The 25,006-nt window shown below is 71.5% G+C and carries 23 protein-coding genes and 2 tRNA genes; 22 read left to right on the top strand and 3 right to left on the bottom strand.

Annotated features, from left to right (window positions below; all coding sequences use genetic code 11):
* Positions 1-8 precede the first annotated feature (8 nt).
* From GVV76_RS07790 to proB, 10 genes are all read left to right on the top strand, one after another.
* A complete protein-coding gene (locus GVV76_RS07790) occupies positions 9-1,583 on the top strand; it encodes an ammonia-forming cytochrome c nitrite reductase subunit c552 (RefSeq protein WP_236263308.1) in 1,575 nt (524 codons plus the stop codon).
* Entirely contained in the window at positions 1,583-2,500 is a 918-nt protein-coding gene (locus GVV76_RS07785; protein ID WP_159626198.1) for a tetratricopeptide repeat protein, read from the top strand. The genes GVV76_RS07790 and GVV76_RS07785 overlap by 1 nt, the downstream gene beginning before the upstream one ends.
* Complete coding sequence (locus GVV76_RS07780; RefSeq protein ID WP_159523421.1) at positions 2,497-3,321, top strand: cytochrome c biogenesis CcdA family protein; 825 nt, start codon at positions 2,497-2,499, stop codon at positions 3,319-3,321. The genes GVV76_RS07785 and GVV76_RS07780 overlap by 4 nt, the downstream gene beginning before the upstream one ends.
* 10 nt (positions 3,322-3,331) lie before the next feature.
* Entirely contained in the window at positions 3,332-4,879 is a 1,548-nt protein-coding gene (resB, locus tag GVV76_RS07775) for a cytochrome c biogenesis protein ResB (protein WP_159523419.1), read from the top strand.
* Positions 4,872-5,816 (top strand): c-type cytochrome biogenesis protein CcsB, encoded by a 945-nt coding sequence (gene ccsB, locus GVV76_RS07770; protein ID WP_159626196.1) that lies wholly within the window; start codon positions 4,872-4,874, stop codon positions 5,814-5,816. Before resB ends, ccsB begins: the two co-directional genes overlap by 8 nt.
* Complete coding sequence (locus tag GVV76_RS07765; protein ID WP_159626194.1) at positions 5,809-6,522, top strand: TlpA family protein disulfide reductase; 714 nt, start codon at positions 5,809-5,811, stop codon at positions 6,520-6,522. Before ccsB ends, GVV76_RS07765 begins: the two co-directional genes overlap by 8 nt.
* A 176-nt stretch (positions 6,523-6,698) precedes the next feature.
* On the top strand, positions 6,699-7,019 hold the full coding sequence (gene rplU, locus GVV76_RS07760) for a 50S ribosomal protein L21 (protein ID WP_080463079.1): 321 nt from the start codon (positions 6,699-6,701) through the stop codon (positions 7,017-7,019).
* Between the two features lie 51 nt (positions 7,020-7,070).
* On the top strand, positions 7,071-7,328 hold the full coding sequence (rpmA, locus tag GVV76_RS07755) for a 50S ribosomal protein L27 (protein ID WP_159523413.1): 258 nt from the start codon (positions 7,071-7,073) through the stop codon (positions 7,326-7,328).
* Between the two features lie 127 nt (positions 7,329-7,455).
* Positions 7,456-9,066 carry a GTPase ObgE gene (obgE, locus tag GVV76_RS07750; RefSeq protein WP_159626192.1) on the top strand — a complete coding sequence of 537 codons (1,611 nt, stop codon included), beginning with the start codon at positions 7,456-7,458 and terminating at the stop codon, positions 9,064-9,066.
* On the top strand, positions 9,063-10,193 hold the full coding sequence (gene proB / locus GVV76_RS07745) for a glutamate 5-kinase (protein WP_159523409.1): 1,131 nt from the start codon (positions 9,063-9,065) through the stop codon (positions 10,191-10,193). Before obgE ends, proB begins: the two co-directional genes overlap by 4 nt.
* 23 nt (positions 10,194-10,216) lie before the next feature.
* Here proB and GVV76_RS07740 read toward each other — a convergent pair whose 3' ends face one another.
* Positions 10,217-10,891 carry a hypothetical protein gene (locus GVV76_RS07740; RefSeq protein WP_159626190.1) on the bottom strand — a complete coding sequence of 225 codons (675 nt, stop codon included), beginning with the start codon at positions 10,889-10,891 and terminating at the stop codon, positions 10,217-10,219.
* 229 nt (positions 10,892-11,120) lie between these two features.
* On the opposite strand from GVV76_RS07740, the gene GVV76_RS07735 reads away from it, so the two are divergent.
* Positions 11,121-12,476: a glutamate-5-semialdehyde dehydrogenase gene (locus tag GVV76_RS07735; protein ID WP_159626188.1), complete on the top strand. Its 1,356-nt coding sequence runs from the start codon at positions 11,121-11,123 to the stop codon at positions 12,474-12,476.
* Between the two features lie 6 nt (positions 12,477-12,482).
* Here the strand turns inward: GVV76_RS07735 and GVV76_RS07730 are convergent, their stop codons facing one another.
* Positions 12,483-13,259 (bottom strand): DeoR/GlpR family DNA-binding transcription regulator, encoded by a 777-nt coding sequence (locus GVV76_RS07730; protein ID WP_159626186.1) that lies wholly within the window; start codon positions 13,257-13,259, stop codon positions 12,483-12,485.
* Positions 13,260-13,575: 316 nt separating this feature from the next.
* Here GVV76_RS07730 and nadD point away from each other — a divergent pair, with 316 nt between their 5' ends.
* From nadD to GVV76_RS07695, 7 genes are all read left to right on the top strand, one after another.
* Positions 13,576-14,298, top strand: coding sequence for a nicotinate-nucleotide adenylyltransferase (gene nadD, locus GVV76_RS07725; RefSeq protein WP_268891794.1), 723 nt, complete (start codon positions 13,576-13,578; stop codon positions 14,296-14,298).
* Positions 14,279-16,195, top strand: coding sequence for a hypothetical protein (locus tag GVV76_RS07720; protein ID WP_159626184.1), 1,917 nt, complete (start codon positions 14,279-14,281; stop codon positions 16,193-16,195). Before nadD ends, GVV76_RS07720 begins: the two co-directional genes overlap by 20 nt.
* Before the next feature lie 74 nt (positions 16,196-16,269).
* On the top strand, positions 16,270-16,674 hold the full coding sequence (gene rsfS / locus GVV76_RS07715; RefSeq protein ID WP_159523397.1) for a ribosome silencing factor: 405 nt from the start codon (positions 16,270-16,272) through the stop codon (positions 16,672-16,674).
* A gap of 13 nt (positions 16,675-16,687) precedes the next feature.
* A complete protein-coding gene (locus GVV76_RS07710; protein ID WP_159523395.1) occupies positions 16,688-17,356 on the top strand; it encodes a histidine phosphatase family protein in 669 nt (222 codons plus the stop codon).
* Positions 17,357-17,465: 109 nt separating this feature from the next.
* Positions 17,466-17,538: transfer RNA gene (locus tag GVV76_RS07705), tRNA-Ala, on the top strand.
* Positions 17,539-17,573: 35 nt separating this feature from the next.
* Positions 17,574-17,646: transfer RNA gene (locus GVV76_RS07700), tRNA-Ala, on the top strand.
* A gap of 802 nt (positions 17,647-18,448) precedes the next feature.
* Complete coding sequence (locus GVV76_RS07695; RefSeq protein ID WP_159523393.1) at positions 18,449-19,351, top strand: hypothetical protein; 903 nt, start codon at positions 18,449-18,451, stop codon at positions 19,349-19,351.
* A 30-nt stretch (positions 19,352-19,381) separates the two neighbouring features.
* Here the strand turns inward: GVV76_RS07695 and GVV76_RS07690 are convergent, their stop codons facing one another.
* Positions 19,382-19,654 carry a DUF1540 domain-containing protein gene (locus tag GVV76_RS07690; protein WP_159523391.1) on the bottom strand — a complete coding sequence of 91 codons (273 nt, stop codon included), beginning with the start codon at positions 19,652-19,654 and terminating at the stop codon, positions 19,382-19,384.
* A 516-nt stretch (positions 19,655-20,170) separates the two neighbouring features.
* Between GVV76_RS07690 and GVV76_RS07685 the strand changes: the two genes are divergently transcribed.
* From GVV76_RS07685 to GVV76_RS07670, 4 genes are all read left to right on the top strand, one after another.
* Positions 20,171-21,757 carry a sodium-dependent transporter gene (locus GVV76_RS07685; RefSeq protein ID WP_159523390.1) on the top strand — a complete coding sequence of 529 codons (1,587 nt, stop codon included), beginning with the start codon at positions 20,171-20,173 and terminating at the stop codon, positions 21,755-21,757.
* 1 nt (position 21,758) lies between these two features.
* Positions 21,759-21,929, top strand: a complete 171-nt coding sequence (locus GVV76_RS07680; protein ID WP_159523388.1) for a methionine/alanine import family NSS transporter small subunit — start codon at positions 21,759-21,761, stop codon at positions 21,927-21,929.
* A gap of 83 nt (positions 21,930-22,012) precedes the next feature.
* Positions 22,013-22,855, top strand: a complete 843-nt coding sequence (locus GVV76_RS07675; RefSeq protein ID WP_159626182.1) for an HAD hydrolase family protein — start codon at positions 22,013-22,015, stop codon at positions 22,853-22,855.
* Positions 22,856-22,867: 12 nt separating this feature from the next.
* On the top strand, positions 22,868-24,943 hold the full coding sequence (locus tag GVV76_RS07670) for a metallophosphoesterase family protein (RefSeq protein WP_201292221.1): 2,076 nt from the start codon (positions 22,868-22,870) through the stop codon (positions 24,941-24,943).
* Positions 24,944-25,006 lie beyond the last annotated feature (63 nt).

The following is a 25,006-nucleotide window of genomic DNA, read 5'->3' as shown; positions in this document are numbered from 1 at the left end:
ATCAGGCCATGGACACCGCCGACCAGAGCTCCGAGGGGCTCGCAGCGGAGGTCGAGCGCGACAGCGCCACGAGCCCAGCGAGGGACGCGCGTCCCGGTGAGAGGACGGCGCGGCACAAGCGCTCCTTCTTCAGGGGGCCCGTGTTCATGGTGCTGCTCATGGCGGTGGTCGCCGGGGCGACCTTCGTCGTGACCATGCTGCTCATGAGCATCAACAACCACCAGGCCGAGGGCTCGCGCGCCTTCTACAACGTCGCGCAGCTCGATGAGACTTCCTACGACCCCGCCGTCTGGGGCCAGAACTACCCCGTCCAGTACGCGGACTACAAGAAGACGGCGGAGTTCACCCCCGCCGAGCACGCGGGCAAGATGGTGCCCCACTCGGTGGAGGGTGACCCCCGCACCGAGGTCAAGTCCCAGAAGTTGGAGGAGGACCCCCGACTGGTCAAGATGTGGTCCGGGTACGCCTTCGCCGTGGATTACCGGCACGCCCGCGGGCACGCGTACACCACGGTGGACCAGCAGTACACGCTGCGCAACGCCAAGGACCAGCAGCCCGGCACCTGTGCGAACTGCCACGTCTCGGCCCCGGCCCTCTATGACAAGCTCGGCAACGGCGATCGGGAGGCGGGCTTCGAGGCCACCGGCACGATGAAACTCTCGCAGGTCCTCGCCGACGAGTCGGTGTCCCACCCGGTGGCCTGCATCGACTGCCACGACCCCAAGACCATGGCGCTGCGGGTCACCCGCCCGTCCTTCATGCGCGGCATCAAGGCCCTCAAGGCCAGTCAGGGCGTGAGCGACTTCGAGGTCAACAAGGACGCCACGCCCCAGGAGATGCGCACGTACGTGTGCGCCCAGTGCCACGTGGAGTACTACTTCAAGGGGGAGAACAAGGTCCTGACCTTCCCCTGGGACAAGGGCATCGACATCGACAACATCTACTCCTACTACCAGGAGCAGGGCTTCACCGACTGGACCCATGAGAAGACCGGGGCGCCCATGCTCAAGGCCCAGCACCCCGAGTTCGACATCTGGTCCAACTCGGTCCACGCTGCCAATGGCGTCGGCTGCGCCGACTGCCATATGAACTACAAGCGCGTGGGCTCCGGCAAGGTCTCCAACCACCATGTCACCACGCCGATGAAGGACGTCAACGCCTCCTGCGGCACCTGCCACAAGACCGGCGACGGCGTCATCGAGAAGCGGGTGCGCACGATCCAGGCGAACTTCATCTCCTCGCGCGACCGCGCCTTCGACACCCTGGTCGGTCTCATCTCCGACCTGGAGGCGGCCAAGTCCGATGGCACCTCGCCCGAGCAGATCGCCCTGGCCCAGCAGTACCAGCGCAAGGCGAGTTTCTACCTCGACTACGTCTACTCCGAGAACTCCTACGGTTTCCACGCCCCGGACTACGAGCAGCGGATCATCAACCAGGCTGAGCACGCCGCGCAGAACGGCCGCCTGGCGCTGACGGGCAAGACCGCCGAGGAGCTCAAGGACTCGGACGTTTCGACCGCCAATGCCGAGCACTACCCCTCGGATAAGGCGGCGAGCGGCGCCTCCCGAGGCAGCGGCCACTGATGGCGGGCGCTGAGAGCGGCGACGCGCGGGCCGGTGCCCCAGAGCCGGATGACGACCGCCTCAGGCGAGTCCGCGAACTCCTCGATGAGCTGAGCCCGCAGGAGCGCCAGGAGCTCCTGCGGGCGGGGGGACGGGCCGCGGGGCCCGGGAGCGCTGAGGAGACCTCCGAGGACGGCGCCGAGGGATCGGAGGACGGCACCGACGTTGCCGATCCAGAGGAGCCGGACGAGTCCGAGGCCTTCTACGCCGGCCTGGAGGACGATGACGACCTCATCGGCTCCAAACTCGCCTCGCGCCGCGCCAAGCGGGGCAAGGGCGAGCCCCCGGAGTCGGCTGGCTCAACGCCGAGGCGGCGCGCGCCGTTGTCGAGCGCGGAGCGCATCGCGCTCATCGCCGCCGTCGTCCTCGGCATCGCCGCCGCGATCTGGTACAGCAATGTGGGGGGAGTCTCCTCCGGCTCTCCCCACGGGGGCGCCATGGCCAGCGCTGGCGCGCAGGGCGGTGCCTCCAAGCCGGGCACCGAGCAGTGGGCGGCGGAGGTCTCCACCATCCAGTCGCAGATCGAGGCCGATCCCACGAATGCCGATCTGAAGATCCGGCTCGGGCGCGCCTACGCCGGCCTCGGTGACTACGACCGGGCGATCGAGACCCTCACCGGCGTCACCGATGAGGACCCGGCCAAGACGGAGGCCTGGTACTACCTCGGCTTCATCCACATGAGCACCAAGCCGCCGAACGAGGCGGCCGCCCAGGCCGCCTGGCAGAAGGTCATCGACCTCGACCCCGACTCGGAGATGGCCGGCAAGGCGCGCTCGCATATGGCCAACCTGGGCTCGCAGGGCGGCACGGCCGGGCCCCAGGGCTCACCCGCCGCCCCCACTGGAAGCGCGACCGCCACCGCCGAGGCGGCCCGATGACGTCGGTGTCCGTCCCCGTCGCTCTCCTAGCGGGTCTCATGGCCTTCGCCTCACCCTGCTTCCTGCCCCTGGTGCCCGCGCTCCTCGCCCACCTCGCCGGGCGCGGAAGCGCCGCCGCGGCGGAGATCCCCTCACTGCGGCGCGCCCCCGTGCTCACCAGGGGTGACCTCGCCCCGGGGAGGGGCAGCGGCGCGGCCATCCCCCTGCGGGCCCCGGCCGTCAATGGGGCCGCGCGCCCCGCCACGCCCCGCGTCGTGCTCAACGCCACCGCCTTCGTGCTCGGCTTCTCCGCCGTGTTCGTGGGGCTGTGGGCGCTCGTCGTGTCCGGCGCCGTCGCCCTGGGCCCGCACCGCCGGGCCCTGCGCCTGGTGGGCGGCGCCCTTCTGGTCGTGATGGGCTTGCACGCCGTCGGACTGCTGCGGATCAGGGCGCTGGACCGCGCCCTCGGCGGTGGGCTCGGCGATGCCGGCCGCCCGGGCGGGGGAGCGACCCCGCTCAGTTCGCTGCTCATGGGCATCGGCTTCGCCCTGGGGTGGTCGCCCTGCATTGGCCCAGTGCTCGGCGCGATCATCGCGCTCGCCTCCCAGGCGGCCTCCGCCTGGCAGGGGTTCGCGCTCATGGCCGTGTTCTGCGCCGGGCTCGGCTCGCCGGTGATCGCCCTGGCCCTGGGCATTGACCGCGCGGCGGCCAGAACGGCGTGGCTGCGCGCCCACGGCCGCGCCATCCGGATCGCCTCGGGGGTCCTGCTCATCGTCGTCGGGGCGCTGATGACCATGGATCTACTGGCCCCGCTCTCCGGTCTCGTGAGCACCCCACTATGAGGAGGACTCCATGACAGATAAGGCGCCCAAGGCCGCTTCAGGCGCTGAAGGGCCCGACTCGGCCGCTGAGGTCACCGCCCCCGACATCAGCGGCGGGGAGAGGGACGTGCCGGTGGTCGAGCTGTTCCTCTGGCTCTACCGGCTCTTCTACTCCAAGACACTCGGCCTGACGGTCATTCTCCTGTTCGCCCTGTACGCCTTCATCGGCTCACTCCTGCCGCAGGCCACGAAGGAGGTCCTGGCCGACCCGCGGGCCAAGGAGGCCTTCCTCAAGGCCAGGCGTCCCGCCCTGGGGCGGATGACGACGGCCCTCGACGCCCTGGGCCTCTTCCACGTCTTCACCTCCATCGGCTTCTACGTGGTGGTCTCGCTACTGGCCCTGAGCATCATCGCCTGCACGGTCCACCGCGTCCCCGAACTGGTCAAGCGCGAGAGGGAGCCCCGGGTGCATGTCGCCCCCCGGTTCTTCGACAAGGCCCGCTACCGCGCGCGCGTGCCCAGCCCCGATGGCGTCTCGGCGTCGCTGGAGGCGACCCGGGAGGCGCTGCGCAAGGCCCGCTGGCGGGTCATCCCGGATGACCGCGACCCCGAGCACTGCCTCTACGCCGACCGCAACGCGCGCTCGGGCATTGGCACCGTGTTGGCGCACGCGGCCTTCGTTCTCATCCTGGGCGCTTTCGTCGTCTCCTCCACCTGGGGCGTCGAGGAGGACCTGACCGTTCCCGTCGGCTCCAGCGTCGAGATCGGCCATGGAACGGGGCTGAGCGTGCGCGCCAACTCCTTCACCGATTCCTACACCGACACCGGGCAGCCCATGGACTACGTGTCCGACCTGTCCATCCTGAGCGGGGAGACCGAGGTCGCCCGCCAGGAGGTGCGGGTCAATTCGCCGCTGTCGATCGGCGGCTACCGGCTCCACCAGGCCTCCTACGGCACGTCCGCGGATGTCACCATCGCCGACGCCGACGGGAACGTCCTCGCCAAGCGCAGCGTCCCCTTACGGTGGCAGACCCCGAAGAAGACCGAGGTCTATGGGCGGGCCGACCTGCCCGATGGCAGGGTCATCTACGTCTTCCTGCCCGCCTCAGGGCAGGCGGTGTCCAAGATCGCGCCGGGAACCGCCGTCTTCGGCCTGGCCCCCGACGGCTACACCGACCCGCAGTCCCAGCAGCGGGCGGAGGCCGGGGCCACGGCCCAGCTCGAGGACCTCTCCGTCACCTTCGAACGGGAGCGCCAGTACACGGGGCTCACGCTTCGGCGGGACCCGGGCACCCCGATCATGTGGGCCGCCTCGGCGCTGCTGATGATCGGCATGTCGATCACCTTCCTCATGCCCTACCGACGCCTGTGGGCGCGCGTGGAGCCTGACGAGAAGGGCACCGGGAGCGTCATCCGCCTCGGGTCGGTCTCGCGCCTCGACATCACCTTCGAGCGCATGTTCGCCGCGCTCGTCGGGCGCATCGAGTCCGCCGTCGGGTCCCAGGACGATCCCGAGGACCCCGATCCCGCCACCACTGCCAAGGAGAGCAAGGAGAAGGAGCCCAGCGACCATGGATAACGTTCTCAGCATCGGCCAGTTCCTCTTGACCTCGGCCATGGCGATCCTCGTCCTGGCCGTCGTCTGCGACGCCGTCGTCCTCACGGGGCGCGGAGCCCGGGCGCAGGCCGTCCCGACCCCGGCGAGCCCGGGCGGGGCCCACGGCGGCAAGGCCCCCGGCGGCGCAGCGGGGAGCCGGGCGAGCCACTCGGCCCATTGGGCGCGCGCCTCACGCCCGGGCCTGCCCAGGGGGCTGGCGCTGTACGCCACCGGCTTCACCGCCATCGCCCTGGCCCTCATCACCGCCTACCTGGCCCTGCGCGCCAGCGCCACCGGGTACAGCCCCTTCGCTAACCAGCATGAGTTCGCGGTGTCCTTCACCTTCGGCATCCTGCTCATGTACCTCATCGCCGAGTTCCGCTACCGCGTGCGCTGGCTGTCCATCGTGGTCCTCCCGGTGGTCATCGCCCTGCTCATCTACGCCGACAGCCAGGACAAGGCGATCAAGCCGCTCGTCCCGGCCCTGCGCAACTCCCTCATGCTGACCCTCCACGTGTTCTTCGCGGTACTGGCTTACGGGGCGGCCTGCGTGTCCTTCGCCGCGGCGATCCTCTACCTCCTCCACCCCCATCTCAAGAGGTTCCGGTCCCTCCCCTCGCGCGAGGTCCTCGACGACGTCGGCTACAAGGCCGCGACCGCCACCTTCCCGCTGCTGACCATGATGACCGTGCTGGGTGCCGTGTGGGCGAACACCGCGTGGGGCCGCTACTGGGGCTGGGATCCTAAGGAGACCGCGGCCCTCGTGACCTGGCTGGTCTACGGCGCCTACCTGCACGCCCGGGTGACCAGGGGCTGGCAGGGATCGCGCAGCGCCTGGCTCCTCATCCTCGGGTTCGCCGCGGTGCTCTTCGCGTACTTCGGGAACCACTTCTTCGGAGGGCTGCACTCCTATGGCTGACAGTGAGGTGAGGGACGACGAGGCCCTCCTGGACGAGTGCGGGGCGAGCCCCGCCCTGTCGACGGCGCCCGAGGGCGGGGCAGGGGGCGCCGAGCCGGGCCCGCGCTCCCACCGCCGCGTCCCCGTGTGGCTGAGCAACATCCTCGTCCTGGCCGTGGCCACGGCGCTCATCCTGAGCGGCGTGTGGCTGACGGGCTCGTGGCGCACTCAGGGCTCCGCCGCCCCGGCCTCCGGCCAGGGCGACGGCGGGGTGACGATGCTGTCGACGGGCGCCCCCAGGGGCGCCGCCCCCCAGGTGGGTCAGGAGGCCCCCGCCTTCAAGGCCACGGACATCAACGGCGCCCCGGTGGACCTGACCGATCTGCGGGGCCGGCCCGTGTGGCTGCTCTTCGGCGCCACCTGGTGCACCGATTGCCGCACCGAGGCCCCCGATGTCCAGGCGATCTCCCAGGAGTACGGGGATCAACTGGCGATCATCGCCGTCCACGTCCAGGACAAGACCCAGACCGTCGCCGACTACGTCCAGCGCCTGGGACTGACCTACACCACCGTGGTGGACACCGACGATGCGATCTCCTCGGCCTACGGCGTCTACGGGATCCCCGCCCACTGGTTCATCAACGCCGACGGCACGATAGCGGCCACGCGGGTCGGCGCGATGTCCCCGGACCAGATGCGAGCGCAGGCGCGCGCCCTCATCGGCTAGCCCGGGGGAGCGCCCGTGCCGAAGAACACAGGCACGCCGCGGTCCTGGGCTTGGAGCCCCGGGATCATTTCACCTAAAGTAGTCAGCCGGTGCGCGTCGCACCGTTTGCCCAAGAGAGCGCCCTCCCGGTGCGGGCCGGTCAGGCCCACCGGAGGCGCTCCGCAGAATCGGAAGAGATGAGCATTCCCGTGGTCTACGCGATCGTCAAGGCTGGTGGCCGTCAGGAGAAGGTCTCCGTCGGCGACGTCGTGGTTGTCGACAAGCTTGCCGGTGAGATCGGCGACGAGGTCACCCTCGCCCCCGTCATGCTGGTGGATGGCGACAAGGTGACCGCCTCCGCCGCTGACCTTGCCACGTCCTCCGTCAAGGCCGAGATCGTCGGCGACGAGAAGGGCCCCAAGATCAACATCCTCAAGTTCAAGAACAAGACCGGCTTCCGCAAGCGCCAGGGCCACCGCGCCCAGCTCACGGCCGTCAAGGTCACCGCGATCAAGTGACGCCCGGCGCCACTGAAGAATCGCACCAGTCAAGAGAGAGAGAAGCCTGAGATGGCACACAAGAAGGGTCTTGGTTCCTCCCGCAACGGCCGTGACTCGAACGCCCAGCGCCTCGGCGTCAAGCGCTTCGGCGGCCAGTTCGTCAAGGCCGGCGAGATCATCGTCCGCCAGCGCGGCACCCACTTCCACCCCGGCAGCAACGTGGGTCGCGGCAACGACGACACGCTCTTCGCCACCGCGGCCGGCAACGTCGAGTTCGGCACCCGCCGCGGCCGCCGGGTCGTCAACGTCGTGCTCCCCGAGGCCTGAGCCTCGCGCACCCGGACTCTCGCGAGGGCGAACGGCTTCGGCCGTCCGCCCTCGCGCTGTTCCCAGGGCCGGGCGCGGCGCCCGCCCCAGCCCAACCACCCCCCGGCCCCATCCATGAGGAGAGACCATGCCCAGTTTCATCGACCGAGTGGTCCTCCACGTCGCCGGGGGCGACGGCGGTGATGGCTGCACCTCCATCCACCGGGAGAAGTTCAAGCCCCTGGCTGGCCCCGACGGCGGCGATGGCGGCCACGGGGGTGACGTCATCCTCGCCGTCGACCCCCGGACCACCACCCTGCTCAGCTATCACCGCTCCCCGCACCGCAGTGCCGGGAAGGGCACTCCGGGCATGGGCGACTGGCGCCGCGGCGTCGACGGCAAGGACGTCATCCTGCCCGTGCCCGAGGGCACGGTGGTCAAGGACGACGAGGGGCGCGTCCTGGCCGACCTCGTGGGCGCGGACGCCCGCGTTGTCGTCGCCCAGGGCGGCACCGGCGGGCGCGGCAACTTCTCCCTGGCCTCCTCCAAACGCCGCGCCCCCGGCTTCCACCTCCTGGGCGAGCCCGGCCAGGTCCGCGACATCACCCTGGAGCTCAAGACCATCGCTGACGTCGCGCTCGTCGGCTACCCCAGCGCCGGCAAGTCCTCGCTTATCGCCGCCATGAGCGCGGCCCGCCCCAAGATCGCCGACTACCCCTTCACCACCCTCGTCCCCAACCTCGGCGTCGTCGAGGCCGGCCAGACCCGCTACACGATCGCCGACGTCCCCGGCCTCATCCCCGGCGCCAGCGAGGGCAAGGGGCTGGGTCTGGAGTTCCTCCGCCATATCGAGCGCTGCGCCGTTATCGTGCACGTCCTGGACTGCGCCACCCTGGAGCCCGGGCGCGATCCTCTGAGCGACCTGGACACCATCGAGGCCGAGCTGGCCGCCTACTCCGAGCGCCTCGGCGATGACAACGACCCCCTCCTCACCGGCCGCGTGCCGCTGATGGAGCGGCCGCGCGTCGTCGTGCTCAACAAGGCCGACGTCCCCGACGCCGCCGAGCTCGCCGAGTTCGTCACCGACGACATCGCCGCCCGTGGGCTGCCGGTCTTCACGATCTCCGCCGTGGCCCGCACCGGCCTGCGCGAGCTGTCCTTCGCCCTGGCCGAGCGCGTGGGCGCCGCCAGAGCAGCCCAGTCCGCCTCCGCCGCCGAACTCGCCCAGCAGCGCGAGGCCGCCCGCCCCGTCATCCGGCCGGCCGCCGTCGGACGGCGCGGCAAAGAGGACATCGCCGTCGTGCGGCCCATCAACCACCCCACCGAGGGGCGCGTGTACCAGGTGCGGGGGGAGAGGCCCGAGCGCTGGATCCTCCAGACCGACTTCTCCAACAACGAGGCGATCGGCTACCTCGCCGACCGGCTCGCCACCGGGGGAGTCGAGGACCTGCTCGTCAGGGCCGGTGCACGCGCCGGGGACGCCGTGCTCATCGGCGCCATCGACGGCGGCGTCCTGTTCACCTGGGAGCCCACGATGACCACCGGCGCCGAGCTCCTCGGGGCGCGGGGGACGGATATGCGCGTCGAGGACTACCACCGGCGCACCAACGCCGAGCGCCGCACGCGTTACCACGAGCGCATGGACGCCAAGGAGGCCGCCCGCCAGGAGCTGCGCGACGAGGCCGCCGAAGGCATCTGGACCGACGCCTCTTCCTGGTCCCGCGGGGGCGGCGGCGATGATGAAGAGGCGGGGTCGTGAGCGCGCGCCCCGCCGCGCTGCCCGAGGGGTCCCGCGTCGTTATCAAAGTGGGCTCCTCCTCGCTGACCCGTGATGATGGCGGGCTCGATCTGAACCGCATCGATGTGCTCGCCAGGCTCGTGGCGGGCATGAGGCAGCGTGGCCACGACGTCGTGCTGGTGTCCTCCGGCGCCGTCGCGGCGGGCCTGCCCCCCTTGGGGATCGAGCGCCGCCCCGACGACCTCAGCATGCTCGCGGCGGCGGCCTCCGTGGGCCAGGGCCACCTCATGGCCCGCTGGCAGGCGGCGATGAGCAACCACGGGGTGGTCATCGCCCAAGTGCTCCTCACCGCGCAGGACGTGGCCGTGCGCAGCCATTACCGGACCGTTCGCGCCACCTTCGACACCCTGCTCGGCCTGGGCGCGGTGCCGATCATCAACGAGAACGACGCCGTGGCCACGACGGAGTTCAACCTGGGAGACAACGACCACCTGGCCGCGCTCGTCGCCCACCTGGTGACGGCGGACGTCCTCATTCTGCTCACGGATGTGGACGGCATGTGGACCGCCCGGCCCGGCACTCCCGGCGCGGCCCCCATCCGCTATGTGCCCCGAGGCAGGAGCCTGGAGGACGTCGATGTCACCGGCTCGGGATCGGCCCTGGGCACCGGTGGGATGCGCACGAAGGCCCAAGCCGCCACGATCGCCCGCGCCTCTGGGACCGCCACGATCATCGCCTCGGCGGATGACGCCGCCCGCCTGCTCGGGCCCGGGGGAGTGCCGGCTGACCTTGGCACCTGGTTCGAGCCGACCGGTCCCCACCGGCCCAGTCGGCGGTTGTGGATGGCCCACGCCTCCCGGGTCGAGGGGCGCGTGCTCATCGACGCCGGGGCGGCCGACGCCCTCACGGTGGGTAAGAAGTCCCTCCTCCTGCCCGGGGTGGTGGGGGTCAACGGTGAGTTCGAGTCCGGCTCCGTCATCGAGATCATCGGGCCCGGGGGCCCTGTGGCCCGCGGGATCTGCCGCTACGCCTCGAGCGAGATCGAGGAGGTCCTCGACGCCCGCGGCAGTGGGGCGCCGATGCCCGACCACCTCGCGCCCGTCGTGCACCGTGACGACCTCGCCGAGCTCCCGCGCCTGGCGGGCTGAATCACCGCCGAATCACCGCTGAGTCACTTCGGGGTCAGAGTGAGGGTCCCCTCGGGGCGCTCCAGCATGATGGAGCCATCGGCCAAGCGGGTGACGGAGCGCGCCACGAAGAGGCTCCCATCGCGGTTCGTGATCGTGTAGCCGTGTGAGTCCTGGCCGATCTCCCAGCCGTCGTACTCGGGCAGGCAGGGCGCCGGCGCGCTGGCGACGGCGGATCCGACATAGGTGTGGTCGGCGTTGAACGTGGCCTCCAGCCCGACGCACTCGGGCACGGAGGCCTGGGAGATCGTGAAGGTGGAGCCGCTGAGCGCGGCCGACAGGGCGCCCTTCTCCGAGCTGATCGAGGCCTCGGTCGACGCGCGGTTCTCCGTGGCCAGGGCGGAGGGGGCCGGTGACGCCTGCTCAGTGGAGGAGGGGCGGGCGGTGGGGTCCTCGGGGATCGCGCTGGCGCCCACCGCGGGAGGGGGTGTCTCCGGCTGAATCGACGTCGGCGCGTGGTCGGCGCCCGGGGCCCGGTCGGGCTCGCGGGTGGGACCACCGCCGCCGGCGGCGCCCGGGGGGACGACGATCGTCGGCTCCGGGGAGCCTGAGGCCCCGCTGGGGCGCCCGTCGTCGGCCGGCACGCTCTGGCAGGCGGCCAGCAGCGCGAGGATCGCGAGCGCCACGGCGCGCAGCGGCGCGCGACTTCGAGGTCTCATGCGCTGACTCCTCAGGGGACTGGTGCTTCCGCCTATCGCGTGAGCGGTGCCGACGGCACGGGCTGGACGCCGTAAGACGCCACAGTTGCCACTGCGCGACCAGGCGTCTTGGCAGTCTACCGCGATGAGGGCCCCCTGCCCAGGGTGAGTATCGTCCGGGGTCAGCGCCTCGACGCCCTCGACCACCCCGTCCCCTCGGGCGCCTCCCGGGGAAACGTAGACTGGCCCCATGACGACGACGCGGTCCACCCAGTCCAGCACCATCGCGGTCCACGCCCCCGCTCAGGCTCCCGCCGAGGTTCCTGCCGAAGCTCTCGTCCGCGAGGCGGCCCTCGCGGCGCGTCAGGCCCAGCGCGAGTTCGCCGGGGCGACACGGGCGATCAAGGACGCCGCCCTGCTCGCCATGGCCTCCGCCCTGCGCGCCCAGAGCGGCAGCATCCGCGAGGCCAATGAGGAGGACCTGGCGGCCGCCCGCGAGGCCGGCATGAAGGAGGGGCTCGTCGACCGCCTGGCCCTCGACGAGGCCCGGATCGAGCGGATCGCCGCCTCCGTGGAGGAGGTCGCCGCCCTGCCCGACCCCGTGGGCCAGGTCGTCGACGGCTCCACCATGCCCAATGGGCTGCGGGTGCGCAGGCTCCGCGTCCCCATGGGCGTGGTCGGCATGATCTACGAGGCCCGCCCCAATGTCACCGTCGATGTGGCCGCGCTCGCCGTGAAGGCGGGCAACGCCGTCGTCCTGCGCGGCGGCAGCGCCGCCGGGCGGAGCAACGCCGCGATCGTTACCGCGCTCCGGGCCTCCCTCGCCGAGCAGGGACTGCCCCAGGATCTCGTGACCACCATCGATCCCGCCGGGCGCGAGGGGGCCCAGGCGCTCATGCGCGCCCGCGGCCTCATCGACGTGCTCGTGCCCAGAGGCGGCGCCGGGCTCATCCGCGCCGTCGTCGAGAACTCCTCCGTCCCGGTCATCGAGACCGGCTCGGGCAACTGCCACGTGTACGTCGACGCCAGCGCCGACCTTGAGGCGGCCGTGGGCATCATCGTCAACGCCAAGACCCAGCGCGTCGGGGTGTGCAACGCCGCCGAGACCCTGCTCGTCCACCAGGACATCGCCCAGGAGTACCTCCCCGCCGCCGCCCGGGCCCTGTGGGAGCGCGGAACCACCCTTCACGCCGACGACGCCTCCCGCGCCATCCTCGCCGCTCCCGCCGCCGGGCAGGGCGCCGAGCGCCACCTCGTCGCGGCGGTCGAGGAGGACTGGGGCACCGAGTACGGCTCGCTGGACCTGGCCGTGCGGGTCGTCGACGGCCTCGAGACGGCGATCAGCCACATCCGCCGCTACACCACCGGCCACACCGAGGCGGTTCTCGCCCAGGACGTGGCGGTTATCAACCGCTTCATCGCCGCCATGGACTCAGCGGCCGTCATGGTCAACGCCTCCACCAGATTCACCGACGGCGGCCAACTGGGCCTGGGCGCCGAGCTCGGGATCTCAACCCAGAAACTCCACGCCCGCGGCCCCATGGGCCTGGCGGAACTGACGACGACCACCTGGGTGGTGGAGGGCGATGGGCATGTGAGGCCCTGAGCCGTCTCACACGGTGATGACCTCGATGCCCGCCCGCCGCAGTGGCCCGAGCTGCTCGGGGGGCGCGCCGGAGTCGGTGAGCAGCGCGTCGATGCGATCGGCCCGGCAGATCAGCGCGAAGGCGGCCACGCCCAGCTTCGTGTGATCGGTGACGATGACGACCCTGCGCGCGCAGCGCACGAACGCGGCGCCGACCGCCGCCTCGCCCTCGTGCTGCGCGTAGGCGCCCAGGGCGTCAATCCCCTCGACGCCGAGGAACAGCGTGCCGATGGTGATCTGGGGGAGGATCAGCTCGGCAAGCGGGCCGGTGAGTTCGTAGGAGCGCGCCCGTGCCACGCCGCCGGTGACCACCACGCGCACGCCCTGGCGCACGGTGAGTTCGGAGGCGATGTTCACCGCGTTGGTCACCACGGTGACCGGATGATCGGGGTCGGCCGCGCCCTCCAGGAGGGCGATCTCGCGGGCCACCTCCGTCGTCGTGGTCCCGCCATTGAGGCCGACGGTGTCGCCGGCGGAGACCATGGCCGCCGCCGCGCGGGCGATCCTGGTCTTCTCATCGGCCATCCGGGAGTTGCGGTAGCGAAGAGGGAGCTGTGCGGAGGTCGGGTTCGCCGAGGCTCCGCCGCGCGTTCGGGTGAGGAGTTGCTGATTCGCGAGCAGGTCGAGATCGCGCCGCGCGGTGGCCGCTGAGACGCCGAGGCGCGAGACGATGTCATCGATATGGACGCCGCCCTCCTCGACGATGATTTCCAGGATCGCTGAGAGTCGTTCATGCCTGGACATGAGGTTCCTCCTCGTCTCATCAGGGCCCTGCGGGCCGCGCGGCACGGCCGGGGCGCCTCCCGCGGCGGGTCGCGGCGGCGCTGTGCCGCGACCGCATGGAGTCGGCCCAGGAGCCGTCTCAGGTGCCGCCCCAGGTCAGGAATACAACAAATAATGGCACTTCGAGGCGCTCAGCACGCCCGAGCCACGCGGCTCAAGGCTTGAGGAAAATGCCACGAGGCGCACTGGCGCGTGTGGCAAGGCCCCCGATTTGTGCGCGTCATGGCAGGATGGTGGCACCCCGCGTGCGTGCGCGGGACTGACCGGAGGAGTGTTCGTGCCCAAGAGTGCTGGTGAGGCGGGCGTGGCGCAGGGAGCGCCGCGCCAGTTGCGCATCGGCATCATGGGCGGCACCTTCGATCCCATTCACCACGGGCACCTGGTGGCGGCGAGCGAGGTCCAGCACGCCTTCGACCTCGATGAGGTGATCTTCGTCCCGACGGCGACGCAGCCCTTCAAGAAGGACCGCCGAGTCTCTCCCGCGGAGCACCGCTACCTCATGACGGTCATCGCCACCGCCTCGAACCCGCGGTTCACCGTGTCCCGGGTCGACATCGACCGCGGTGGCACCACGTACACGATCGACACCCTGCATGACATCGCCGCGAAATACCCTGGCGCCGCGCTCTACTTCATCACCGGAGCCGACGCACTCGCGCAGATCCTCACATGGAAGGACAACGAAGAGATCTTTGAGCTCGCCCAACTCGTGGGCGTGACCCGGCCGGGCCACGTTCTGACGGATATGGGCCTGCCTGAGGACAGGGTTTCCCTCATGGAGGTCCCCGCGATGAGCATCTCATCAACGGACTGCCGTGAGCGGGTGAGTGACGGGGGGCCCGTGTGGTACCTCGTGCCCGACGGTGTGGTTCAGTACATTCGCAAGTACGGCCTTTACCGTAGGGCCGGGCGGGCGTCATCGACGACGTCGATGACCGCGCGCGTCGCGCGAGAGCAGTCGCTCAGGAAGGAGAACGAAGGTGAGCCCGGAGCCCACTGACGCCAGGACATCCGATTCTAAAGGCGACCCGGACCACTCCAGCCGCCGGTCCATCCGGCGGGCGGAGCGCGAGGCGGAGCGCGAGGCGATCCTCACCGGTCAGCAGCCCCTTCTGACCCGCCGGGAGATGAAGCGCCTGCGCGAGGAGGCCGAGGCGCTGCGCGCCGCTGTCGCGGCGGGCGAGATCACCATCGAGCAGGCCCGGGCGCTCCAGGACCCACTGGCCGACGACCACAACGTCGTGATCCCCTCCGTAACGGCGGCATCCTCGGCTCCGGCGGCGTCTGAGGCGGCCTCGGCTGAGGCGGCCTCCTCATCCACGGCGGCGTCGTCGGCTGAGGCGGCATCCTCGGCCACGGCGTCCTCGGCTGAGGCCGCAGCCGGTTCCCACGACTACTCCGCCTCCGAGGGCGCGCTCGGCGTCGGTCACGGTTCGGGTCCCGAGGGCCCCGACGAGCCCGTCGCGACACCCGGCGGCGTCGTCGCCGAGCCCGCCCAGACCGAGGAGAAGGAAGCCTCCTCAGCGCCGGTCGACTCCTTGCGGCACGACTCCGCGCCGCCCGCGGGACGCGCCGGGGACTCAGCCGATCACTCGGCGCCGGCCGATGAGCATCGCGGCCCAACGAGCCATGCGGCGGCCTCCCGGGCACAGGAGCCAGCGGCAGGCCATGATGACGGTCGCTCCGCGGGCGTGGAGCTCCCGTGGGTGCGGGCCTGGTACGCCAGTCACCAGGCCGTCCCTCCCAGCACCTCCTCGGCCGCCGCGAGCGAGCCCGTTGAACCGTCCCCGATGCCTCAAGATGACGCCGAGGAGGCTTCCCCGTCCTCTGAGTCCCACGAGCCCGGGCGATCCCAGGACGGGCAGGCGCAGCGCGAGCAGCAGATCGGCTCCGCGTCCTCGCTGAGCGCCGACCAGGTCGTCGAGATCTCCGGGTTCGAGACCGGGGTCCTCCCCGCGGCCGAGCTCCCGCTCGCCCAGGACGGCCCGCGATCCACTGATGGGGCGAGTCAGGCGGCGCCGACGGCGGGCCTGGGCCCCGGCAGCAACGGCGAGCAGAACCCGCCAGTTTCCCCCCTGCGGCGCTCGCTTATGGAGCGGGGCGCGCAGGCCGACTCGCCGGGCGCCGCCCAGCAGCCCGCGTCGCCCCAGCGTGGCTGGCAGCCGCCTCAGGCCGACCGGGGGTATGAGCCCACCTGGCGGAGGGACGCGCGAGACGGCTCCGCGCTCAGCGCCCCGCAGGCCGAGGCCTCACCCGTTTCGGATGAGGTGAACAACCCCGCCTCCCAGTCCGGCAGTACGACGGCGGAGCCCTCAGCCCCCAGCGCGATCCGCCGGCCGATCGTGCGCATCCCAGCAGCCGCGCAGGGCGTTCGCACGATGAACGCCAGCACCGGCGAGCTCGGTTCCGTCCAGCCCGTCGATGAGGACTTCGATGGGATCGACTCCCCGCAATGGCGCGCCCTGCGCTCCGGGGACGAGGCCCCGCTCGAGGCCGAGGCCCCCTCTCCCGGCAGCCCCGCCGACACCGTGGTGACCACGGTGCCCGCGGACCTCAGGGACGATCAGGCGGACGATCCCGGTCACGTGGTCCCGTCACCCTATGGCTCCTACGCCGGTTACAACGAGCCGGCCGAGCCGTCGGAGCCCGCCGTGGCTGAGCCGCAGGCCGGCCATGCCTCCTTTGGAGCCCGGTCTTCCACTGAGTCGTGGGAGGATGTCACGCGTCCGGGCAAGGACTCCTCCGGATCGCCGGCCAGCCGCCGGACGCTCGCCGTCCTCCTCGCCTTCGTCCTCGCGGCTGTCGTCCTGATCATCATCTGGGTCGTCATCTCGCAGGTCGGGGGTTCCTCCGTCAATGCCGAGGCGCTGCCCGGCTGGAGCCCCCTCCTGACCTGACCGGGCGATGGCCGCAGGGCCATCGCGTGGTCGATCAGGCCAACGCCAATCCGTCCCTCTCTAGAAGGAGCCCCATGGCCGCGACCGAACGCGCCGTCGAGTTGACCATCGCCGCCGCGCGCGCGGCCGCCGAGAAGAAGGCGGAGGAGATCATCGCGATCGACGTCTCCGAGCGCCTGGCGCTGACCGACGTCTTCCTCGTGCTCTCCGGCGGTAATGACCGGCAGGTGCGGGCGATCGTCGACGCCGTCGAGGAGGCCATGACGCGCGCGGGCGCCAAGCGCCGGATGCGCGAGGGCATGGAGGAGGCCCATTGGGTGCTCCTGGACTACGACGAAATCATGATCCACGTCCAGCAGGCCGAGGACCGGGAGTACTACGCGCTGGAGCGCCTCTGGAAGGACTGCCCCGTCATCGGGCTTCCCTTGGCGCTCCCCGAGGCCGTCCAGGCGGTCGGGGCCCCCGAGGTCGGCGACTGATCCCGGATCCATCATGATCGACGTCATCCTCTGGCGCCACGGGCAGACCGACTACAACGTTGCGGGCCGTGTCCAAGGCCGGGTCGACATCCCCCTCAACGCCACGGGCAGGGCCCAGGCCGAGGCTGGCGCCGAGCGACTCGAGGACGTCCTGCGCTCCCTCATCGGCGCGCGCGAGCCGGGGGCCGGGCAGGCGGCCGCGTGCCGGATCGTCTCCTCGCCACTGGCCCGAGCCCGTGCCACGGCGCAGGCCCTGGCTGCGCGCCTCGCGGTCGAGGTGACCGCGCATCCCGGCCTCACCGAGCGCGACTTCGGGCGTTGGGAGGGGCTCACAGCCGAGGAGATCAGGGCGGGTTGGCCCGATGCCCATGCCGTGTGGCGCACCGGCCAGGACCCCCAGGGGGTCGATGTGGAGCCCCGCCGCGCCGTCGGCCAGCGCTTCAGCGAGGCCGTCAGGAGCCTCGCGGACGCCGCGGGGGAGGGGCCGCTCGTGATCGTCGCGCACGGGTCGGCCATTACCCAGGGCACGACCGCGCTGCTCGGCATGGACGCCTCCAGTTGGTTCGGGCTGCGGGGCCTGGACAACGCCCACTGGGCGAGGCTGCGTTCCTCCTCTCGCGTTCCCGGGTGGGAGCTCCATGACTGGAATGACGGCGCCGAGCCGACGGCGCTGCTGCCCTGACACTCCGGTCTCCGCGCGGTTCGGTGAGCCAGCACACGCGCGGCGGATTTGCCCAGGAGGCCGCGAGTCCATAGAGTTATCCGCGTCGCCCAGAGGGTGGCGCCCGTGAGGGGCTATGGCGCAGTTGGTAGCGCGCTTCCATGGCATGGAAGAGGTCGGGGGTTCGAATCCCCCTAGCTCCACGATCCGATCGGCTATGCCGGGCGGATGTCCCTTCGGGGCTATGGCGCAGTTGGTAGCGCGCTTCCATGGCATGGAAGAGGTCGGGGGTTCGAATCCCCCTAGCTCCACTCCTTTACGCAAGGTCCGAACCCCCGCCATCATCGATGGCCTTGGTTCGGGCCTTGTGCGCGTGTTGGGCCCAGATGAGGGCCGCGGCGTCGGGCTCATAGGGCGCCTCGCCTTGGCTGGGGCCGGGATCCTATTGGTCTTGCGGGAGTTGGCCGCGTTGGGGCCGATTTGTCCTGAGCCCGCTCCCGAGTGTCTCGCGGGGGTTTGACCGGGGTTCGGTTGTGTTGGAGCCGGGGTTCGGTGCCCGCCGCCGTTCGGTGTGGCCGTTGAGAGCAGCGCTCGGCTGACTGCGGCATCGGTGGACTGGTGAAAGCAGCGTGGGGAGCGCGGCTTTCGATGGCCCAGCGCTGCTTTGGGCGGCCCAGCGCTGCTACGGACGGCGCGGCGCGGTGCTGCTTCGGGTGTTCCAGCGCGGCTTTCGATGGTCCAGCGTTGCTTTGGGCGGCCCAGCGCTGCTCTCGATGACCCCGGCGATGGAAGGCAGTCGAATCCTCTGCGCATGTCAACCCCTCGCTGAGACCGGTCGACAAGCGCCTCGAAGCCGGTTCCGAGTTCTCGGGTTGAGCCTCGCTCCCCGGGCCGATCGCGCGCCATCGAAACCCCCATGCCAGGTGCCGCCCGTTCCAGCGCTTCCACGGCCCCTTCATGCTCGCGTGAGCTCGACATCGCCCTCGACGCCAACGCCCCCCGGCGGCCACGAAACCTTTGTCCCGCGCGGGCTCGACACACCCCCACCCCATGAGGGTAGCCTTACCTGTGGCGTGAGGGCGCCCCGCCCGATTGCCGGATGAAGGAGACCGCATGAGTCCTGCCCACGAGCGCCCGGGTACCGGCGCGCCCGGCATCGATGAGCGCGCGCGCCGCACGGCCCGCAGGCTTCTCGCGGGCGCCGGGAGCGCCACCGTGAGCGCCTACAGGCTCGACCCTTCCGGGGCTGGCGCCTACGTCGCGCACGCGCTCGACGTCGATGGCTTCATCCTCATCGCCATCCGCCCGCAGCCCGGCACGCCCCTCGCCGATGCCCCGGACGACCGCCTCATCGACGTCCGCCTCGACATCGTCTTGGACTCCTCTGAGCCCGGCATCCGCGTCACCGCCGCCAGCGCCCATGTCCTGGGCTCCCTCCGTTGGGTGCCCTCTCACTGGGTCGAGACCGTCCTCGCCGAGAGCGCCACCCCTGCCTGCCACTGCGCCATCACCGGGGAGGACCCCCTCGGACGTGTCAGCGAACTGGCCCGGACCCCCGGCGCGCGCCTCGCTCTCGTCCAGGGCAGTCGCGTCATCCTCCACGGCCCCGACGGCGTCTCTCGCCACATGGTGGAGGACCTCGCCGGCCAGGGCGACGAGGAAGCCACGACACCCGGGACCGCCTGGTCCCCGCTGGAGGTCCTCGACGCGCATGAGGCCGTGCGGTCCCTTGGAGACCTGTCCCTGCGCGCCCTGTGCGAGGCGGTCATCGCCGACGAGGCGCCGGGCTCGCTGTGCTCGAGGCGGCCCAGCGCCGGGGTGACCCGCAGCCTCATCGAGCGGGTCCTCGTCGTCGACGCCGACCCCTGGGGCGTCACGCTTATGCACGTCGGCGCCGACGAGACCCGCACCGTTCTGGTGGCCCTCCCCGGCGCGCCCCTGGCCCCGGCTGAGATCACCCCGGTCCTGGGCGCCCTCGCCGACGAACTCCTGCCCGCGCGCTTCGAGTTGGGCTGAGCCACGCCCGCGCGCGCCCGGGCTCGCGCGTCAGGAGGCCTCGTAGGACAGGCAGGCGGCGGTGTCACCGCCGATGCTCACGCCGTCGGCGGTGCACATGAGGTCGGAGTTGTGCACGCACTCGAGGCGCTGGCAGGCGCCCACGTGCCCCTCGGCAACGGGCAGGCCCGCCCGGGCGTCCAGGGTGATGAAGGTCGAGCAGGCGGCCTCGCCGTCAACGGTGATCGCGAAGGCGGTGCAGCCCCCGTTGTTGAAGGCGCAGGAGGTGGTGGTGCAGGTGGAGATGGGGGCGACGGCGGCCATGATGGGCTCCTCTCGGATGGCGCCTCGCGGCGCCGGTGAATTGGATATGAATAAGGTGACTCAGTTCCACCGGCGACGCCAAGGAAGGTGGCCCTCAGGGCTCCTCCGGGGAACAGGAAAGTGGCGGAATTCCAGGCATATCCCGAGCTGATCCGCGTGGGCGCGTCGGTCGTGCCGGCCGTGTCCAGCCGCGCGAGTTGGAGCCTCCGGGCGTTGCCAAACAAAGCCAGGTGAGCCTGGGCTGCGGTATTTTCGCAAGCGCGATACCCCTGCGCTGACCTCTCGGCGCGGAACGGACTTGGTCAGCGGCGAGGTGATGGCGGCGATACCCCTGCACTGACCGGTCGGCGCTGATGGGGGCGTGTGTCCCGGATGATGGACCGCTCACTGGCGGCGATGCGCGCGGGGCTACGGTGCCGAGGATCGTCCCGGGGCGCGCTTCGCGCGCGATCCCACGGCACCCTCGATTCCCCGCGCCGGGCACCGCCCCGGCGCCTCACCCCAGGAAGGCACAGCATGTCGTCCAGCACCGACGGCGCCTCAGCGGCGCGGGCACCCGAGCGAGAGCAGTGGAGCGGCCAGCTCGGCTTCCTCTTCGCCGCGATCGGCTCGGCCATCGGGCTGGGCAACATCTGGCGCTTCCCCGGCGTCGCCTACACCAACGGCGGCGGCGCCTTCATGATCCCCTACATCATCGCGCTGCTCTTCGTCGGGATCCCCTTCCTCTTCCTCGACTACGCCCTGGGCCACCGCCTGCGCGGCAGCGCCCCAGCGGTCTTCCGCCGCCTGAGCAGGCGCTTCGAGTGGATCGGCTGGTGGCAGGTCTTCATCTGCTTCGTCATCATGACCTACTACGCCGTGGTGGTGGCCTGGGCGCTCAGCTACGCGGTCTTCTCCGTCACCCTGGCCTGGGGGGATGACGCCGGTGGCTTCTTCTCCAAGTACGTCGGCCTGGACCAGTTCGGCGACGCCGCGCCGTCGTTCTCGGCCACCCCCATGGCCGGGGTCATCATCCCGCTGGTCATCGTGTGGGCCTTCGGCATCGTCACCATCTCGCGGGGCGTGAGCAACGGCGTGGAGAAGGCCAACAGGATCTTCCTGCCCCTGCTGGTCGTCATGTTCCTCGGGCTCGTGGCGCGCTCCATCCTCCTGCCCGGCGCCACCGGCGGGCTCAACGCTCTGTTCACCCCGGACTGGTCCTCCTTGGGCGATTTCAAGGTGTGGATGGCTGCCTTCGCGCAGATCTTCTTCTCCCTTTCCATCGGCTTCGGCATCATGCTCACCTACGCCTCCTACCTGCGGCCGCGCTCCAACCTCGTGGGAACGGGGCTCGTGGCGGCGTTCGCGAACTCCTCCTTCGAGATCCTGGCGGGGATCGGGGTCTTCTCGACACTCGGGTTCATGGCCCACGCCCAGGGCATCACCGTGGGAGAGATCGACAAGATCTCCGGGCCCTCGCTGGCCTTCATCACCTTCCCGACGGTTATCTCCCAGATGCCCGGCGGCCCGATCTTCGGCGTGCTCTTCTTCGCCTCCTTCGCGATGGCGGGGCTGACCTCCTTCATCTCCATCATCCAGGTGGTGGTCCCCGGGTTCTCTGAGAAGACCGGCATGTCCATCCCGCGCACCACCCTCCTCGTCTGCCTGCCCTCGGCAGCCCTCTCGCTCCTGCTGTTCGGCACCGCCTCGGGGCTGTTCGACCTCGACATCGTCGACGCCTTCATCAACAACATCGGCGTGGTCGGCTCGGCCATCATCATGTGCATCGGCGTCACCTGGGTGCTGCGCCGCGCCAAGCCGCTCCAGCGCCACCTCAACCTCGTCTCCGAGACCCGCGTGGTGGGCGGCTGGTGGCGATTCCTCATCGCCGTCGTCACCCCGCTCGCCCTGGCCTACATGCTCTTCCAGACGGTGCGCTCCTACGTCCAGGACGGCTACGAGGGCTACTCCGATGCCATGATCGGCGCCTTCGGCTGGGGAATGCTCGCCCTGGGCGTCGTCATCGTCGCCGCGCTCACGCTCGCCAGGTGGCGAACCCCGGTGGATGACTTCACCCCCATCGACCTGGATGCCCCTCTCGCCACCATCGAGAAGGAGAACTGACATGACCGGCGCCGCCATCATCCTCATGCTCGTCGCGATCATCATCATCTGGGGCGGTCTGGCCGTCTCCGTCACCGCCCTGTACGTGCGCGGGCGCCGGGAGGACCGGGAGGCCCGTGAGAAGGCCCTTGCCGCGGCCCACGAGCACCTGCGCGGCGGGCAGGACTCCTGATCCCGCGGCGCCACTGTCCGGGCGCGCCGCGCCGGGCCCCGATCCGTTTCCGCGGACCGGGGCCCGTGGGCCACAATCGCCTCATGACCACCTCATCCGACGCGCCGGCGCTCCCCGCGCTGGTGGCCTTTGACCTCGACGACACCCTCGCCCCCTCCAAGTCCGCGATGCCCGAGCCCATGGCCGCCGCCCTGCGCTCACTGCTGGACGTTGTCCCCGTCTGCGTCATCTCCGGGGGCCAGATCGGCCAATTCCGAGACCAGGTCCTGGCCCACCTCGGCGCCGACGACGCCGAGCTCTCCCGGCTCCACCTCATGCCCACCTGCGGCACCCGCTACTACGCCTATGGCGCCTCCTCCGGCACCGCCCGCGCCGATGACCAGGACGCGCGCGCCATCGAGGGCATGCCTGGCTGGCGGCTCGTCTACGCCAACGACCTGAGCCCACAGCAGATCGAGGAGGGCTTCGCCGTCGTCGAGGCTGAGGCCCGACGACTGGGCCTGTGGGAGGAGCGGACCTGGGGCGACATCCTCGAGGATCGCGGCAGCCAGATCACGTTCTCCGCCCTCGGTCAGGAGGCGCCGCTCGACGCCAAGCGCGCTTGGGACCCGACGGGGGAGAAGAAGGGCGCCCTGCGCGACGCCGTGGCCGCCCGCCTGCCCGGGCTCGAGGTCCGCTCCGGCGGCTCGACCAGCGTGGACATCACCCTCAAGGGAGTCGACAAGGCCTACGGGATGACCCGCCTCGCGGAGGTCACCGGCATCCCCGGTGAGCGGATGCTCTTCGTCGGGGACCGCCTCGACCCCGAGGGCAACGACTACCCGGTGCTCGCGCTCGGCATTCCCTGCCACGCCGTCTCCGGCTGGGAGGAGACCGCCGTGTTCGTGGCCGATCTCGCCCAGCGCATCGCCGCCGGGGGCGCCTGAGGGCCCTGGCTGATGACCCACCAGGACGAGGCCCCCCACGAGGCCGGAATCAGCGGCAGGCCGGCCCGCGCCGGTTCGCCGCTGGCCGCGCTGATCAGAACGGTCACGAGGCCCCGGCGGGTCATCTGGCGGGCGTGGTGGTCCCGCGGCGCCGGTTTCCGCCGCGTCGTGCGCGCCCTGGGGCTGCTGCTCGTCTCCGGGACGATCAGCCTCGGCCTGGGCGCCGCCACCGCGCAGGCCTCCTCGCCCGTGGGCCCGCACGAGGCCCACTGGTCCACCAACCTCGACTCCGTCGTCGTCCTCGACCTCGGCCCGCTGGGCAGCGCCTCCATGGACTCCCCGGTCCCGCCGCTCGGGGCGCGCGTCGTGCTGGGGGAGATCCCCTCCTCCATGGGCGTGGCCCCCGTGGACACGGCGAGCCTGGGCGAGTCCCTGTCCCAGGATGCCAACGCCTACCTCACCCTCGCCTCCCGCCCCGGGCTGACCATCGACCGCGGGGTCCACGCGCTTATCGACGACGCCCTGCGCAGGGCCGGACTGATCGAGTCCCTGCTCCTGACCGCCGTTGCCGCGGGCCGCCTGAGCGCCAAGGGCCGCCTGCGCGCGCTCGTCGGCATGGGGCTGCGCCGCCGACCCGCGGCGGCCCTGGCCGGAGTGGGCGCCCTGGCCACGATGACCGTCATGCTCGCCCCCGTGCTGCGCCCCACCACCGTGCCCGGCGAGACGATCCCCGCCCTGGAGGGCACGTCTTTCGCCTCGGCGCGGCTGTCGGGCCGCATCGCCGACATCGCCGCCGCCTACGGCGGCACCGTCACCGGCTTCATCAGGGACAACCAGGCCTTTTATGCCCGGGCCCAGAGCAATCTGCGCGCCGCCTGGACCGCCTCGCAGCGCGTCGGGGGCAGGATCGACGTCACCGCCTCCTCGGGGGGCTCCGACGAGGCCTCGATCCAGTCGGCCCTCTCCCAGTCCCAGGCGGCCCACGAGGCCGCGGCCGCGCGGCCCGCCGCCGGCCCCTCACCCAGCGCCGCCCCCACCGCCACGGATGCCGCCGCCCCGCCGTGGGCAGGCCCCTCGCCGTCGCCCTCGGCCGGCTCCGCCCCCACCATTCCCGCCACGCCGAGTCAGGCCCTGGCCACCCGGGCCAACGAGGCGCCGGTGACCGCGGTAATGTCCACGGACCTGCACTGCAACCTCGACGTCATCTCCTTCACCGGTCTGCTCGACCAGCTCGCCCGCCCCGACGTCCACATGGACGACGGCGACCTCGCCATGACCGGCTCCAACCCCGAGCAGGTCTGCGTCGACGCCCTCAGCCGGGCGGTTCCCTCCGGCGTCGCGCGCGTGGCCACCATCGGCAACCACGACTCCGAGGCCACCGCCGAGCGCCTGCGGGGCCAGGGCTGGACCGTCACCGGCGGCAAGCCGGTCAAGGCGGGCCCGCTGACGGTCCTCGGGGACGACGACGTCGAGCGCACCACCGCCGCGGGCACCACCCAGCGCGGGGCGGAGGACGCCGCCCAACTCGGCCAGCGCCTGTCCGACCAGGCCTGCCGGGCCGCCAATGCGGGGAGCGCCGTCGACGTCGTCCTCGTCCACCGGCCCCAGACCTTCGCGCCCCTCCAGGCCTCCGGCTGCGCCCCCCTGCTCCTGGCCGGCCACGTCCACGAGGAGCGGGGGATGACCGCCGTCAACGGCGAGAGGGGACGGGTCAACGCCCTCACCTCCGGCGCCGGCAAGGGCGGCACCTCCATCGGCCCCGTCACCCAGGAGGCCTGGCTCCACGAGCTCGCCTTCACCTCCGATGGCGCGCTCATCGCCTGGCGGGCGATCATCCTGCGCCCCGACGCCTCCGTCACCGTGGGCGCCTGGCAGGGACCTCCCCAGCCCACCGGCGCGCCTGTCGCGACCGGTGGCGCCACGGCGGCCCCGGGCCCGACCGGCCCGACCGGTCCCGCCCCGACGCCCGGCACCGCGCCCGGCACCGCGCCCAGCCGGGGCACCGCGCCTGGCACCGCGCCCGGCCGGGGCGCCGTCCCCGCGGCTCCGGCGAGTGCCGGGGACGCGGGGCCCGAATCCCACCGATGAGGCAAACACGCGGGGCGCGACGAGGGCCGAGGGCTGAATGGTCGCGTCATCGAGCGCCCTCAG

The sequence above is a fragment of the Actinomyces sp. zg296 genome, assembly GCF_009829695.1.
GTDB lineage: Bacteria > Actinomycetota > Actinomycetes > Actinomycetales > Actinomycetaceae > Actinomyces > Actinomyces marmotae.
Note: the sequence above shows the minus strand (reverse complement) of the source record. Positions and strands in the feature narration are given on the sequence as shown.

Coding starts and splice junctions, on each gene's coding strand:
- GVV76_RS07790 (WP_236263308.1), top strand. CDS start 9: ATGGACACCGCCGACCAGAGCTCCGAGGGGCTCGCAGCGGAGGTCGAG.
- GVV76_RS07785 (WP_159626198.1), top strand. CDS start 1,583: ATGGCGGGCGCTGAGAGCGGCGACGCGCGGGCCGGTGCCCCAGAGCCG.
- GVV76_RS07780 (WP_159523421.1), top strand. CDS start 2,497: ATGACGTCGGTGTCCGTCCCCGTCGCTCTCCTAGCGGGTCTCATGGCC.
- resB (WP_159523419.1), top strand. CDS start 3,332: ATGACAGATAAGGCGCCCAAGGCCGCTTCAGGCGCTGAAGGGCCCGAC.
- ccsB (WP_159626196.1), top strand. CDS start 4,872: ATGGATAACGTTCTCAGCATCGGCCAGTTCCTCTTGACCTCGGCCATG.
- GVV76_RS07765 (WP_159626194.1), top strand. CDS start 5,809: ATGGCTGACAGTGAGGTGAGGGACGACGAGGCCCTCCTGGACGAGTGC.
- rplU (WP_080463079.1), top strand. CDS start 6,699: ATGAGCATTCCCGTGGTCTACGCGATCGTCAAGGCTGGTGGCCGTCAG.
- rpmA (WP_159523413.1), top strand. CDS start 7,071: ATGGCACACAAGAAGGGTCTTGGTTCCTCCCGCAACGGCCGTGACTCG.
- obgE (WP_159626192.1), top strand. CDS start 7,456: ATGCCCAGTTTCATCGACCGAGTGGTCCTCCACGTCGCCGGGGGCGAC.
- GVV76_RS07740 (WP_159626190.1), bottom strand. CDS start 10,891: ATGAGACCTCGAAGTCGCGCGCCGCTGCGCGCCGTGGCGCTCGCGATC.
- GVV76_RS07735 (WP_159626188.1), top strand. CDS start 11,121: ATGACGACGACGCGGTCCACCCAGTCCAGCACCATCGCGGTCCACGCC.
- GVV76_RS07730 (WP_159626186.1), bottom strand. CDS start 13,259: ATGTCCAGGCATGAACGACTCTCAGCGATCCTGGAAATCATCGTCGAG.
- rsfS (WP_159523397.1), top strand. CDS start 16,270: ATGGCCGCGACCGAACGCGCCGTCGAGTTGACCATCGCCGCCGCGCGC.
- GVV76_RS07710 (WP_159523395.1), top strand. CDS start 16,688: ATGATCGACGTCATCCTCTGGCGCCACGGGCAGACCGACTACAACGTT.
- GVV76_RS07695 (WP_159523393.1), top strand. CDS start 18,449: ATGAGTCCTGCCCACGAGCGCCCGGGTACCGGCGCGCCCGGCATCGAT.
- GVV76_RS07690 (WP_159523391.1), bottom strand. CDS start 19,654: ATGGCCGCCGTCGCCCCCATCTCCACCTGCACCACCACCTCCTGCGCC.
- GVV76_RS07685 (WP_159523390.1), top strand. CDS start 20,171: ATGTCGTCCAGCACCGACGGCGCCTCAGCGGCGCGGGCACCCGAGCGA.
- GVV76_RS07680 (WP_159523388.1), top strand. CDS start 21,759: ATGACCGGCGCCGCCATCATCCTCATGCTCGTCGCGATCATCATCATC.
- GVV76_RS07675 (WP_159626182.1), top strand. CDS start 22,013: ATGACCACCTCATCCGACGCGCCGGCGCTCCCCGCGCTGGTGGCCTTT.
- GVV76_RS07670 (WP_201292221.1), top strand. CDS start 22,868: ATGACCCACCAGGACGAGGCCCCCCACGAGGCCGGAATCAGCGGCAGG.